This is a genomic window from Vibrio sp. C8 (assembly GCF_054051265.1).
In genome coordinates this window covers 154,124-168,524 of sequence record NZ_JBPAOE010000052.1, presented here as the reverse complement: position 1 = coordinate 168,524, position 14,401 = coordinate 154,124, and the positions used below count along the sequence as shown (strand labels likewise).

Genomic DNA, 14,401 nt, shown 5'->3' with positions numbered 1-14,401 from the left:
GTTTGGCTTTTTCAATTCGTATTATCTGGACATGAAACTGAGTCGTTTTGATTTCTTTTGGGATAGCACTAGGCCGATGAATATCAGTGTTAGTGCAGTATAGGTGGACGAGTTTATTGGTTCTCCAAGTAACATGACACTGATAATCATGCCAAATACAGGAACAAGATAGTTATTGAACGAAGTGAAGGTTGCTCCTACTTGTGCCAGCAAATTGTAAAGTAAGAAGTAAGCAAAACAGGTACAAGCTAGCGCTAAAATCAATAGTGCAGAAAGAGAGCGAACGTTAAAAGTGAACGAGCTGATGTCATCAACCAACAACGCAATTGGTAATGACAATACTGCAGAGCAAATCAAAATGCCTGCTGCATTCGCGAGAGGGTGATATTGGGTAATTTTGCTTCTGCGCGCATAAACAGCCGATAAACCGTAACAGCAAGCCGCGAAAATAACTGCCAGTTGTGCCAATATATGCGCGCCAAATCCTTGCAGAGCATCGACACCTATTAGAACAACCACTCCACCTCCGCCGAGTACTACACCCAGCAGTTTGTTCAACGACATCTTCTCATCATCCGTTAAGTAATGAGCGAAGATTAAGGTCGCGAGAGGAATTAGCCCCATAAGCACAGAAGCCAATGCGGCATCTATGTATTGCTCTCCCCAGGTAATCAAAAAGAATGGAACAATATTGCCGATAACAGCCACGACAGCGTAGTGCTTCCAAACTTTTAACTCAGCCGGAATACGTAATTTAAAGGCCCAGATAAATACGGACATAGCGATAGCGGATAGAGTTAAACGCATAGCAACAGTCAATATGGGAGAGTAGCTTTCTAGAGCTATCTTAAGGAAAGGGAAAGAACTTCCCCAAATCGCTGCTAAAAATAGAAGCATCAAATAGTGCTTTGCATGAACCTGCATCTTATTAATCCGTTAATTCACTTATAAAGAGCGTACTGCTCGTGAGGCTTGTCACGCCAAAGACTCTGCGTCTTCGTGTTCACAATAACCATATCTAAACAAATTGACAACATGTTAAAAGTCATTACGATTTTGACGACATAAAGTACGTAAAGAACGAATCTGACGAGTTTTTGAGATAGGGAAAATCTGTAATGAAGCTGGAACTGACAAGAGTAATTGACCGATGAAGGTAGAGGTTTGTCGGGTTTCCGAAACAAGTTTAATTATCTATTTTGGTCATTCAATTGATTTGCAGTTGATAGAGCGAATTGCTGCGTTTAGTCAAATGGTGCAGGAAAGATATCAAGGCAAAATCTATGAAGTGGTTCCTTCATACACCACGCTGTTGATCGAATACCATCCTCTGAAAGTCGATGTTCAAGAGTTGACCCAGTGGTGTCTAAGGCAAGCGGACAAAATCGCCAATAGCGATATCTTGTCATCGAAGTCCAAAACAGTGACTTTTCCCGTTTACTATCACCCCGAAGTCGCGCCGGATTTGCAGAATTTAGCTTCGGAAAAGCAATTAAGTGTCGAGCAAATCATACAACTTCACAGTCAGAGAGAATACACCGTCTGCGCAGTAGGGTTTGCTCCGGGCTTTGCTTTTCTGGGAACGGTTGACGCGCAAATCGCAACGCCTCGCCATGCAGAACCGCGTTTGAAAGTAGCGAAAGGCAGTGTAGGAATTGCAGACCAACAAACGGCCATTTACCCTCAAGAAACACCGGGCGGCTGGAAGATTATTGGTAATTGCCCCGTAGAGTTGTTCAATATCAACAGCGAACCAATGATGCCATTTGAAGTGGGGGATAAAGTGCGTTTCGAACCTATTTCAAGGGATAAGTTTTTGGATCTTGGAGGTGTTGTATGAGCGGCTTGCAAGTTATGTCGTCAGGCATGTTAAGCCTTATTCAGGATTTAGGTCGATACGGTGTGGCCCGTCATGGGTTAAGCGCTGGTGGGCCGGCAGATCTTCATGCGCACTGTTGGGCCAATCAATTGCTGGACAATCCAAGTAATGCTTCTGTGTTAGAAATCACCATGGGCAACGCCTCATTTTTAGCGCTCGACGACATTCTCATGTCACTAACGGGAGCCGACACCAAACCGCACGTCGATGGGGAGCCTATTGCTACTTGGCGAAGCTTTCTGCTACGCAAAGGACAGATACTCAAGCTTGGTTATGCAAAAACGGGTTTTCGTTGTTATTTAGCCGTTGCTGGCGGCTTTGATACGCCGAAGGTTTTTGGCAGCAGTGCAACTGTAGTACGTAATCAATTGGGCGGATTAGGCGACGAACCGGGTCGAGCACTGCAAAAAGGCGACCTATTACCCGTTTCTCGAACGTATACAAATGATCGTAAGCCATTTAACTGGGTACCAAGGCTTTTTATTCCCAAATACTCCGATGAAGTAAGTTTGTCCGTGATTGAATCTTATCAGTCACACCTTTTTAGTCGCCAAGCGAAGCAGACGTTTTACGCCAATCGTTATCAGATAAGCGATAAATCTGACCGAATGGGTATTCGGTTACAGGGCGATCCCGTTCGAATGGATTTGAGCGGCGTAATATCAGAAGGTATAACCTACGGCTCCATCCAGTTTCCTTCTAACGGTCAGCCGATTATTTTGCTCAATGACCGCCAGACTCTTGGGGGATACCCAAAGATTGGTTGCGTGTCGAGAATGAGCTTAATGAAACTTGCTCAGGCGCGACCGGGTAGTACGATCCATTTCTTTCGCGGTGATATTGAGCTTGAAGCAAAGGAATATGGCGAGTTTATGAATTTCTTTTCTCTGTAGCCTAAAAGTATTACCTGCACCCTCTTTTCCACAGTAATGGCTTTGAAATCAAAGCCATTCAACCTTGCTATATTTTCCCTTGTTTATCAGCGACATTGCGTTGTGGATAGATTCAAAAAATCAATCAAGTGTTAAATAAGTGTTACATCTGGCATATGACTGTTGATACATATTTAGTCGTAATTACTTGCAGCCTTAAAAAATTAGAACTAGACGTTTATAGGAACAGAATTAAGAAACCGCACACCGGTTCATAAACTAAAGGCTTTAAAATCATGTCAGATGGTCGCTTCGTCTTTGCAGACGACTCAAGTAGTTCTTTATCTATAAATGCTATTGAGTACGACATTCAACCTAGTTGGAAAGTACTCACGGTTGATGATGATCATGGTTATCAACAATCACTTATTTATAGTTTGAATGACTTAGAGGTAAACGGACGCCCCGTTGAAGTCCTTTCCGCTAGTTCAGCAACTGAAGCCGCGTACGTCCTAACCCAATACAATGATATTGCACTCGTGCTGCTTGACGTGGTGATGGAACAAGATGACGCAGGGCTTCGTCTCGTCGAGACGATTCGTAATGTTCAGGGCAACTCACTCATACGTATTATTCTGCTCACTGGGCAGCCGGGCTTTGCTCCGCGCAAAGATGTTATGTTGCAGTACGATATCAATGAGTACTGGAATAAATCTGAAGTTGACCATGAGACATTAAAGTCGATTGCAGCTGCCAATTTTCGCTCTTGGCAGTCAATGTATGAACTGGATAAGGCGAGAATGGGGCTTCAGCTGGTGGTGGATGCTTCTCGCAATATTGCCAGTAAATACGATACCAACACTTTCATTCAGGTCGTTATCAAAGAGATTGTTGGGTTATTCGGTGATTTTGGTGAGCCCGTTCTTTGTGTGTTACGGATGGATAAGGGTAACACTATCAACAATGCACCCATCGTTGCCTCATATGGGATCGCCGATGTAGAACAAGGCGATACACTGCCAGATAAACTAAGAGTTGAGTTTGAAGAGCTTATCCGAGAGTCTACCGCCCATCAAAATCATAAATTTAGAAGCAATCTATCCGTTCTGTATTTCTCTGGTGACAACCACGGTAGCTATAACTATCTCGTATTAGCTGAAAGCAAAAAGTGCTTAAGTGACTATCACATTCGTTTGCTACAAGTATTCAGTGAAAACATCAGTTCTGGGTTTATGCAAATTGCGCTGGTGAATCAGCTTTCTAAGCTGGCGTATCAAGATGCCGATTTAGAGGTAAAGAACCGCAACTGGTTATTGCGCGAACTCGAAATGATGAACCAAGACGATATGGCTCAGCTAGAGATGCTGGTTGTAGAGCTGGATGACTATGACACCCACGCTATCTCGTTTAATCAGCAGGCTATGATGGCGCTCGTGAGCTCGGTTTGCCAGCGCTTGACTGAGTCTTTCCATGATTCAGCTGTCGTTACTCGTGTAGGGTCCGACCGTTTTGCGATTTTATATAACAAGAGTTTTGCTTTGTCAGACGATGAATTGTTCGCCCTTTCGAGTATTTCACACCGCGTAGGGGATTATCAGGTGCGCTGCACACTGACTTTTGCAAGAGTGGAGTTGAGTCAACTGTCGGATTATCCCGCTCAACAAATCCTTCATATGGCGAGAAGCTTATTGTGCTGTGCAAGAGAGAATAAAGTTAAAATCATGGTTTACGAGCCTTCCTATCGTGAAAGCTTGATGCGCGATTATCAAATCCTCGGAGACTTAAAAGCTGCTATTGAAAGCGATGAATTTTATATCGTTCTGCAACCGAAGTGCGACCTAAAAACTGGGCGAGCGGTGGGTTTGGAAGCTCTGCTACGCTGGAAAAAACAAGAAACAACGATTCCACCAAATATTTTTATTCCTATTGCTGAACGCAGTGGCCTCATCAATAAGTTAGATGCGATTGCGGCGAAACTAACGTTTCAAGCACTTCATCAGCTAGAAGATGCTGGCTTTAATCTGCCGACCTCAATTAATGCGACGGTGAAAGATCTGACCGATCCAGAATATATCGGCTTACTGCTGGATTTAGTGCGCGGAGAAAACCTGAACCCTGACCTAATTGAAGTGGAAATTACAGAGAGTCAGGCCATGGAGTCTTACCTCGAAATTAAGCCTGCTCTAGAACACTTACATCGCGCAGGTATTAAGATCAGTATTGATGATTTTGGTACCGGATACTCGTCACTTTCACATATTTCTCAGCTTGCGGTAGACACTATAAAAATCGACATTTCATTTGTTCGACGTCTTCATGAAGATATGGCGAGTCAGCAAGTGGTTGATTTGGTGATGAGTCTGGCCAGTTTGTTTGATTTTTCTGTGGTAGCAGAGGGCGTAGAGACAGATGTTCAGCGCGATGCGTTGATAGAGAGAGGCTGCACGCTTGGCCAAGGGTATTTGTATGCTCGACCTATGGTCGTTGATGAGTTGTTGGATTGGCTTAAACAAAACGAATCTGATTGCAGCGAATGAAAGTAAAAAAATTAGAGCAGTCAGCGCGACGAAATATCTTAGTGTTGTTGTTATTTGGCTTAGTGATTAGTGGGCTGCTAGGTGGCTTACTGTATCGCAATGACATAAATAATCGTTTAGATTCGGTCGCTATTGAGCAGCAACGAAAAATTGCTCAGGCAGAAGTTCTTTGGGGGCAGAATATTGGTGATATCAGGAATACCATTCAGATTCTATTTCGTTCTCCGGCTTTTACCTATGCTCTTGCCTCGGAAGCGCCACCAAACAGTGACCTGATCAAACGTATCTTCATCTCTTTCGTAGAAAGTGTTGATCCACTCATGCAGGTTCGCTGGCTCGATGAAAATGGAATCGAAAAGGTTAGGGTGGATATCAAAAATGGCAAAGTGATTGTCGCTGAGGAATATGCACTACAGGACAAAAGCAGTCGTTACTATGTCGTGCAAGGCATGAAGGCAGGCGACGGGAAAATATATCTCTCAAATGTTGACCTAAACGTAGAAAACGGAAAGATCGAAGTACCTTTTCGACCTACGATCAGAGCAACGATTAAAACTGGATCAACTCACGGTCTTCACACGGGGTTATTAGTTCTTAATTATGACGTCGGTGGCTTGCTTGACGTCATCCGTTCCTTTGACTCGGACAGAGTGAATCTGCAACTCATCGATACTGACGGGTACTGGCTGAAGAACGTTGACCCTAAACTAGAATGGGGGCGTGATCTCAAAGAAACGACTCACAACATTACAGTCCATAATCCAGAAATTTGGTCTCAAATAAACAAGCAAAAGTCCTTTAGTCGTTTCAATCACTCATTGGGTTTTGCCAGTTACGAATGTAGTAATTTAACGGGCAACCTGTTATCCGAAGATATCGTTCGCAGCCCATCATTATGTTTTGTCGCTACCACATCGGTCTCTGTATTGAATAAGTTGAAGATTGATGCACTGATACCCTCGCTTGCTCTCTGCACAACCATTGTGTTGTTTGGGATTTTTATTCTCAAACGAGAATGGAACCTCAAAATGGAGCTAATTAGGCTTTATCGAGTGCAGGAAAGAGATAAGAAGCAAATCGAAGAGTCTGCTGCATACAATCGAAACTTACTGAATCAGCAACAGCTATTGCAAAATGATCTTGTCGAGTCACGCAAACTTTCGGCGTTAGGCATGATGGTCGCTGGGGTTGCCCATGAACTTAATACGCCGATTGGTACTGCAATACTGGCGGCTTCGCGTCTGAAATCTGACCACAAGCGTCTGGCTACTGCTGTGTTACAGGGCTTAAGCAAGAGCGATTTAGAACAATATCTAGTTTCAACTCAAACAGGGCTTGATCTTGTTGATAAAAGCCAGAAAAAAGCGGCGGCGTTAATTCGTAGTTTTAAACGTTTGGCGATAGATAGGGTTAGAGAAGATGTGGTTTCATACCGCTTGGATATGGTTGTCAGCGATCTTCTAGCCACTTTGTCTCCTCGTTTCAAAGAAAGCCAGATTGAATACGACATTCAGGTTGATCCGATTGAGATGGTTGGGCGACCAGGCAGTATCTCTCATGTACTGCAAAATTTGCTGGTAAATGCAATACAACATGCTTTCAAAAAGGAAATTGGCGGTAAGATTTCGGTGAGTGCAAAGCTTTGCAGTAACGAGCGTGATGTTGAAATACGAGTGTCGGATAACGGTAAGGGTATCGCTCCTGACGTATTGCTCAATCTATTTGATCCATTTGTTACTACTAATCGAGCGGAAGGAAATACCGGTCTGGGTATGCATTTTGTTCATCAATGGGTAAGCAATTCTTTGAACGGCTCAATTAAAGTGGAATCTGAGCTACTAAAAGGTACGACTTTTATTATTAAGCTACCGAAGCACTATAAAGAAGAACAAGAGGCGAATGTGGCAAACAGTTAAAAGGAGCAGAACTCGCCTTCGCTTGTGCTGCTCTTTAACGACTAGTACTTAACCCTTTTTCTTTGAGAGTAGAGATTGATTACTGCGAACTTGGTTTTTTACTCTTTGTCACTAAATAAATGCCGCTACACACCAACATCAACGCAATCATGTTTTTCCATTCTAATATCGTTTCGCCCAGAAATATGGAAGACAAGCTGCTACCAAACACAGGGATCAGGAAGTTAAAAATAGTCACCATGCTCACAGGGTTATGTTTTAGCAATACACTCCACAGCGCAAACGCCGCAGAAGACAAACAAGCAAGATAGATCAGTAGTGACAGGCTGGCAAAATCAAAGTCGCCAGAGTGGCCGCCGAATAGATAACCCACACACAATAGCGCCAATCCACCGATAGCCAATTGCCATGCCGTCATCACCATAGCATCAATGCCTTGCGATATTTTCTTTCCGTAAATTGAAGCCGCGGCAAGAATGAAAGCGGCAAAAATCACAGAACCTTCACCCAGAAGACTGAACTGGAAGTCGAGCAGTGACTGGTTGAAGTTCACTATGAACACACCTAAGAAGCCAACCGTACAGCCAATCGCCTTTCTCTTTGTTAAGCGGTCATTGTGGTAGATAAAATGCGCCAGCAAAACGCTAAAGAACGTGCCCGTCGCGTTCAAAATTGACGCTTTCACGCCTGTAGCAAAGGCTACACCCAAATAAAAGAAGATGTACTGCAAACTGGTTTGAGTTAAACCCAATACAACAATCTGACGTACTTTGGTTTTGGTGATGGTTCCAGTGTGACGTCGAAATAATACCGACAGAATAATCAAGAAAATGCCCGCCAATAGAAAACGTTGCCCCGCAAACACCATTTGTGATGCGACATCGCTTGCTTCGATGTTAAGCAGAGCATAACCAGTTTTAATGGCTGGATAAGCGCTTCCCCACAACATTGTGCAGAGTATAGCTATTGCATATACGACCATTGGTTTAGAGAAGAAATGAGCTGATTGCGACGGCATACGGCAGATTACCTAAAGGCTGAAAAATGAATATATCGTTTTTGAAACGATGGTTTGTATTTTTTGATTTATTGATTCTATACCATGTTGCGTACTTTTTTAATCACTGTTGCATAAAAGATGTGCTTTTCTTTTGTGAACGTCTATTTGCATATCAATTAATGATTGTTAAGTGGGTAAGTCATTTGCCGCATGAACTTTAATTAGAATTCTTCCGTATTCGCGTCCATTTATCTGCATTTTGTTTGCGCTAGCTCAAAAAATAAAAGGAACGGCGTTTCAAAACTACCCAAACGATCACAAATCAAATATGAATGAATATATTCACATATAAACAGGTGTTAGATTTGCACTATCTTAAAGGAGGGTGCTATGCACATTAATTACAACAACAATCCAAAAGACGCGAAGTCGTACGATACGGATCGTTTAAGAGAAGAATTTCTAACTGAAGAATTGTTCAAACTAGGTGAAATTACACTTGTGTACAGTCACATTGACCGTGTTGTGGCGATGGGCATCAGCCCTAGTAACACTGCGCTTAAACTCGAAGACTTTGTTGATAATAAAGCGTTTGGTACTGACTATTTCTTGCAACGCCGCGAACTAGGCATTGTGAACTTAGGTGAGAAAGCGGAAGTTCGTACTCAAAATGGAGTTTACGAGTTAGACCACCTAGATGCGGTTTATCTAGGTAAAGGCGAACAAGATATCGAGTTCCGAGCATTAGAAGGTGGCTTCGCAAAACTTTACTGTTTAAGCGCTCCTGCTCATCACGCATATCCATCACGCACTATTTTGCGTAGCGAAGCTCGCGTAGTTGAGTTGGGTTCTCTCGAAACCGCTAACGATCGTGTGATCAACCAATATCTACATCCTGATGTACTGCCAACTTGCCAACTTTGCATGGGCGTTACTCATCTGAAACCAGGTAGCGTTTGGAACACTATGCCAGCTCATACTCATGAGCGCCGTATGGAAGCCTACCTTTATTTCAACGTTCAACCATCTCAAGTGGTATTCCACTTCATGGGTGAGCCAACAGAAACGCGTCACATCGTAGTGAGAAACCATCAACTTGTACTATCGCCAAGCTGGTCAATTCACTCTGGTTGTGGCACTCAAAACTACAGTTTTGTGTGGGGAATGTTGGGTGAAAACCAAACATTCGACGATATGGATTTCGTTGATATGAACGAAATTCGATAATAAAAACTATTTGTATTTCATGGAGAAACATGATGTTTAAGAAATCTGCCCTAAAATTAGCTGCTATCGCGACTGTCGTTGGTAGTTCACTGAGCTACTCTTCAATTGCGTCTGCAGCAACTGAAATCAAAGCTGCTTTCAACCAATCTGACAAACACCCACAATACCTAGCTCTTAAAGAGTTTGGTGAGAAGCTAAACCAAGAAACTGATGGTCGTTACAAACTGAACATTTTCCCTAACGAACTATTGGGCGACCAACGTGCAGCACTTGAGCTAGTCCAAAACGGCGCGATTCAAATGGCGGTTGTAGCAAATCCACTGGTTGAGAATTACGACAAAACTTTTGCTGTTATCGGTATGCCTTATGTTTACACAGGTTCAACACACCAAGAGAAAGTATTTACTTCTGGCGTACTCGATAACCTATTTGCATCAACTCAAAAATTTGGTTTTGAAGTACTAACCGCTTACACCGCTGGTGCACGTAGCATGTACACAAAAGGTAACTCTGTAGCAAACGTTGCAGACATGAAAGGTAAGAAAATCCGTGTAATGCAATCTGACACTATGATCAAGATGCTTTCTTGCATGGGCGGTACTGGCGTACCAATGAGCCAAGGTGAAGTTTACACTGCAGTACAACAAGGTGTTCTCGATGGTGCAGAAAACAACGAAATCACTTACGCGGATCTTAAGCAATACGAAGTGGCACCATACTTCTCGGCGACTCGTCACTTAATGGTTCCTGACCTAGTAGTTGCAAGCAGCTACTTCCTATCAACGATGTCCAAAGAAGACCAAGCAACGTTCAAAAAGCTAGCGAAAGAGAGCACAGTAAGCGAATTCGCACTATGGAATGCTCAAATCGAAACAGCTAAGAAAACAGCGATGGATAAAGGTGCAACTTTCGTAGAAGTTGATATCAAACCTTTCCAAGAGTCTTGTAGCTCTCTACAAAAAGATCTAATCAAGACTCCGGCACAAAAAGATCTATTCGAAAAAGTTGCAGCACTGCAATAATTTTCACCTGCAAAATGGCCGGGCATTTGCTCGGCCTCATTAGCCTTCGGCTTTAGCCATATAAAGGTAAGATGTTATGTTAGCCCATACGCCAAGTGGCTTATTTAAAGTTTTTTCTGTCGTTAAGCATTGGTTAGACAAGATTGTTTCTTGGTTCTGTATTTCCATAATCGCCTTAATGACCATTCTTGTGACTTATCAAGTTATTGTCCGCTACGTATTCAATGATCCAAGCGCGGTGAGTGAAGTACTTTCTCGCTACCTGTTTATCTGGTTAGTGTTGTTCGGTAGTGCACTTGTTTTCGGTTTGAAAGAACACATGGCTATCTCTTTTATCAAAGAGAAGTTCTCCCAAAAAACACAAATCATCGTTGAAGCGTTTATCGAACTAGCGATTGTAACTTTCGCTCTATCAATCATGATTTTTGGTGGATACAGCAGTGCAACGCGCCAAATGTGGCAGTTAGATTCTGCATTACAAATTCCAATGGGAACGATTTACGCAGCGATTCCAATCAGCGGTGCGTTAATGGTTTTCTATTTTATTCACAACGAGTTGCAGCTAGTTGAACGCTGGAAGCAATTACGTTCTTCGGCAGAGTAGGAGTGAGTCATGGACTTAGCATTAACAGCTGCCTTAATTATGTTCGCCGGTGTGGTCTTCTTTCTCGTGATTGGCGCACCGATCGCCATCGCTGTAGGTATTTCCTCTTTCGGCGCAATGATGGTTATTCTGCCAACTCAGGGTGCAATGGTAACCTCTGCTCAACGTATGTTCGTGGGCTTAGACTCCTTTGCTCTGTTGGCAATTCCGTTCTTTATTCTTGCTGGTAACATCATGAATAACGGCGGTATAGCAATACGGTTGATTAATTTCTCTAAGATTGTCAGTGGTTTCTTCCCTGGTTCTCTTGCTCAAACTAACGTTGTATCGAATATGCTGTTCGGTTCAATCAGTGGTTCTGGTGTAGCCTCTGCGGCGGCTATTGGCGGCATCATGTCACCAATCCAAGAAAAAGAAGGTTATGACAAGCGTTTCAGTACTGCAGTAAACATCGCGTCAGCACCAACAGGTATGCTGATTCCACCAAGTAACACATTGATCGTTTATGCGACAGTGGCGGGGAGTGTCTCTATCTCTGCATTGTTCATGGGTGGTTACATCCCAGGTATCCTCTGGGGTCTAGGTGTCATGCTTGTTGCTGGTATCATGGCAAAACGTCGTGGTTATATCGCTAAAAACCGAATGACCCTTAAAGAGTGTGGCCAAGTAACGATTGATGCCATCCCTAGTTTGTCTCTGATCATCGTGGTGATCGGCGGTATCTTAGGCGGTGTGTTTACAGCAACAGAAGCTTCAGCCATCGCGGTTGTTTATTCTCTGCTTCTGAGTGCAATGTACCGTTCTTTAGATTTCAGAAGACTGCCTGAAATCTTCCTACAATCGGCAAAAATGACGGCTATTGTTATCTTCATGCTGGCAACATCGTCAATCATGTCTTGGGTAATGGCTTTCACACAAATTCCTGGAATGATTGCAGACATGCTTTTAGGCTTGACTGATAACCCAATAATCATTCTATTGATCATTAACGTGATCTTGCTGTTTGTGGGTACATTTATGGACCCAACGCCAGCAGTACTGATTTTTACGCCTATCTTCCTACCTATTTGTATGGGCTTAGGTATGGACCCAGTACAGTTCGGTATCCTATTAGTATTCAACCTTTCACTGGGTACGATTACACCACCAGTGGGGCCGATTCTGTTTACCGGTTGTAAGGTGAGTGGTATCAGCATTGATTCAGTAATCAAAACACTGTTACCGTTCTTCTTCGTGATTTTTGCGGTACTGATGTTAGTGACATATATTCCAGCAATCTCAATGACGCTTCCACAAGCGATGGGTTTGATTAAGTAAGTACAATGATTTATCTAAAACGACCTCAGCTTTGTCTGGGGTTGTTTTCTTTTGGTCTTGATCAAGTGCGCTTGTTAACAAAGTGAAATTATACCCATACCATTTTCAAAATAGCGGGCATCGGTATGAGACAAACAAACTTCATTTCGAGTACTATCGGCTCGTTTGCACGCACATGTATTGAGTAAAAAGTAATGGAATCAGTTAAGAAAACTGAATATAGAGCGCCCGCGCTAGAGAAAGGCTTAGATATTCTTGAACTGCTTGCTCAGCAAGATGAGCCACTCACAAAAAAGCAGATAGCGGAAAGTTTAGATAGAAGTATCAATGAAATTTTTCGCATGTTGTCTGTGCTGGTGGAAAAGCAGTTCATTGAATATGACAGCTACACATCAACTTATGCGTTAACGCTGAAAATGTTTGCATTATCTAACCAGCATCCACCAATCGCTCAGCTATTGAAGCGTGCTACGCCATTGATGGAAGATATCTGCAACAAAGTAAATCAGTCTTGCCATATGTCGGCATACAGCAATGGTGAGATGACCGTTATCGCGCGCCAAGAGAGCCCCTATAAAATGGGCTTCAGCTTAAGACTAGGTTCTATTATTGATATCTGTTCATCGGGTTCGGGCATCGTTTTCTTGAGTTTCCTGAGTGAAGAGAAACGTCAATCTGTGTTAGACAGATTGGATGCAACACCAGAAGAAAAAGCGCATGCGCTAAGCCATGTGGAAGCAACAAGAGAGCGTGGCTATTACGTGGGTGAAAGTCCGCAAATTATGGGCGTAACCAACATCAGTGTGCCAATTTTTGGTGTGCTGGGTGGTGTGTTAGCGACCATCACAATCCCATATATGACACTGAACTCCAGCACCGTTCACCACCATATTGAAGATTTAGAAAATACCAAACGCGAATTAATAGAGCTTGCGAGCAAGTTGAATCAGAACTTGTCGTAAATAGTACATTTTTATTCATTTCAAATATAAGCTTTCCCTCTTTACAGTTTTGCTAAAGAGGGCGTCTTGTTTTTAGCGCACTTTACAGGCTGAATTTAGGAAATATTAATCAAGGAGATTTAACATATGAAAAAGCTAGCAATATTGACGTTGTTTTCTTTAGCTTTCTTTTCGACTAACTCTTTTGCTAGAGATGATATCGGCTCTTATTCAATTGAAACAGCGTTGAATTCAGAAGTGGCAAAAGCAAAATTGGGCACAGATATTAAGTTTTATTTTGGTGAGCAGAAACACCCTAAAGTCCTTTCAGATTTGGGTGAATTCAAAACCAATAAAAAAACCAACGCTTTTAATAAAACCGATGAAGAAGCGTGTGACTGGGTCTTTTTGTCAGCGATGATTGCATTGAAGGACAGAGCGGTAAAAGAGGGGGGGAATGCCGTCATTGATATAAAATCGAACTATAAGAGCAATCTAACTTCAAGTGAGAAAACCTTCCAATGTGGCGCTGGTACTATGGTTGCGGGCGTGGCTCTAACAGGTAAAGTTGTGAAGTTAAAGTAAGTACAGTAATCGGTTCAGGTCGCTTAGTTTTCTCATTTCCTAAGGTTACAAGGCAGACATATTCGGCTCAGATGCAACTCAGTCTGTTACTCGCTTTACAAGCGTATGAGTATTTTTTATGTGTGCCTTATTTTAGGGAGAGTATATGAACACTAGATTTTGTGAGCAGTGCGGTGAGGAAACAACACACAAAGAGGTAATGAAACAAAAGCCATCTAAATACGGGAAATCTAGAAAAGAACAGTTCAAAGCATTTCTGGATGGTTTTTTCAGCGGGTCTGCGGCCTCTTTGCCAGCAGGGGCTTCTTTGGAGTTAACAGACAGGTACATAGTGTGTACTCAGTGTGGCAAACAATCTCTGGAGAATCATGGTGAAGAGTTTCAGTAATTTACCTTCTCAATAGCTTACCTATCGGATAATCGAAACGTACGATAGCCTGAAAGTAAAATGTCGTTCGGATAAGTATGTATTTATACCCGAACGACATTGATTTCAAAGAG

General features: G+C 42.7%; 13 protein-coding genes. 11 read left to right on the top strand and 2 right to left on the bottom strand.

Annotation, left to right across the window (positions count from 1 at the left end):
* Positions 1-21: 21 nt before the first annotated feature.
* Positions 22-897: a DMT family transporter gene (locus ACRQQK_RS20195; protein ID WP_457514405.1), complete on the bottom strand. Its 876-nt coding sequence runs from the start codon at positions 895-897 to the stop codon at positions 22-24.
* A 253-nt stretch (positions 898-1,150) separates the two neighbouring features.
* Between ACRQQK_RS20195 and pxpB the strand changes: the two genes are divergently transcribed.
* From pxpB to ACRQQK_RS20175, 4 genes are all read left to right on the top strand, one after another.
* Positions 1,151-1,840 (top strand): 5-oxoprolinase subunit PxpB, encoded by a 690-nt coding sequence (pxpB, locus tag ACRQQK_RS20190; protein WP_457514403.1) that lies wholly within the window; start codon positions 1,151-1,153, stop codon positions 1,838-1,840.
* On the top strand, positions 1,837-2,772 hold the full coding sequence (locus ACRQQK_RS20185) for a 5-oxoprolinase subunit C family protein (RefSeq protein ID WP_457514401.1): 936 nt from the start codon (positions 1,837-1,839) through the stop codon (positions 2,770-2,772). Before pxpB ends, ACRQQK_RS20185 begins: the two co-directional genes overlap by 4 nt.
* 275 nt (positions 2,773-3,047) lie before the next feature.
* Positions 3,048-5,288: an EAL domain-containing protein gene (locus ACRQQK_RS20180; RefSeq protein WP_457514399.1), complete on the top strand. Its 2,241-nt coding sequence runs from the start codon at positions 3,048-3,050 to the stop codon at positions 5,286-5,288.
* Positions 5,285-7,204 (top strand): sensor histidine kinase, encoded by a 1,920-nt coding sequence (locus tag ACRQQK_RS20175; RefSeq protein WP_457514397.1) that lies wholly within the window; start codon positions 5,285-5,287, stop codon positions 7,202-7,204. The genes ACRQQK_RS20180 and ACRQQK_RS20175 overlap by 4 nt, the downstream gene beginning before the upstream one ends.
* A gap of 79 nt (positions 7,205-7,283) precedes the next feature.
* Here the strand turns inward: ACRQQK_RS20175 and ACRQQK_RS20170 are convergent, their stop codons facing one another.
* The gene (locus ACRQQK_RS20170; protein WP_457514393.1) at positions 7,284-8,222 is read right to left on the bottom strand and encodes a DMT family transporter; all 939 of its coding nucleotides are present in this window, start codon (positions 8,220-8,222) and stop codon (positions 7,284-7,286) included.
* Positions 8,223-8,594: 372 nt separating this feature from the next.
* On the opposite strand from ACRQQK_RS20170, the gene kduI reads away from it, so the two are divergent.
* The 7 genes from kduI to ACRQQK_RS20135 all read left to right on the top strand — a co-directional run bounded on the left by kduI (position 8,595) and on the right by ACRQQK_RS20135 (position 14,288).
* A complete protein-coding gene (kduI, locus tag ACRQQK_RS20165; protein ID WP_457514392.1) occupies positions 8,595-9,431 on the top strand; it encodes a 5-dehydro-4-deoxy-D-glucuronate isomerase in 837 nt (278 codons plus the stop codon).
* A 32-nt stretch (positions 9,432-9,463) separates the two neighbouring features.
* Positions 9,464-10,453, top strand: coding sequence for a TRAP transporter substrate-binding protein (locus tag ACRQQK_RS20160; RefSeq protein ID WP_457514390.1), 990 nt, complete (start codon positions 9,464-9,466; stop codon positions 10,451-10,453).
* Between the two features lie 76 nt (positions 10,454-10,529).
* Positions 10,530-11,057 carry a TRAP transporter small permease gene (locus tag ACRQQK_RS20155; protein ID WP_457514389.1) on the top strand — a complete coding sequence of 176 codons (528 nt, stop codon included), beginning with the start codon at positions 10,530-10,532 and terminating at the stop codon, positions 11,055-11,057.
* A 9-nt stretch (positions 11,058-11,066) separates the two neighbouring features.
* The gene (locus tag ACRQQK_RS20150) at positions 11,067-12,374 is read left to right on the top strand and encodes a TRAP transporter large permease (protein ID WP_457514388.1); all 1,308 of its coding nucleotides are present in this window, start codon (positions 11,067-11,069) and stop codon (positions 12,372-12,374) included.
* A gap of 194 nt (positions 12,375-12,568) precedes the next feature.
* Positions 12,569-13,336 (top strand): IclR family transcriptional regulator, encoded by a 768-nt coding sequence (locus ACRQQK_RS20145; protein WP_457514386.1) that lies wholly within the window; start codon positions 12,569-12,571, stop codon positions 13,334-13,336.
* A gap of 126 nt (positions 13,337-13,462) precedes the next feature.
* Positions 13,463-13,900 (top strand): excinuclease, encoded by a 438-nt coding sequence (locus ACRQQK_RS20140; protein WP_457514384.1) that lies wholly within the window; start codon positions 13,463-13,465, stop codon positions 13,898-13,900.
* A gap of 145 nt (positions 13,901-14,045) precedes the next feature.
* Positions 14,046-14,288: a hypothetical protein gene (locus ACRQQK_RS20135; RefSeq protein ID WP_457514383.1), complete on the top strand. Its 243-nt coding sequence runs from the start codon at positions 14,046-14,048 to the stop codon at positions 14,286-14,288.
* Positions 14,289-14,401: the final 113 nt, after the last annotated feature.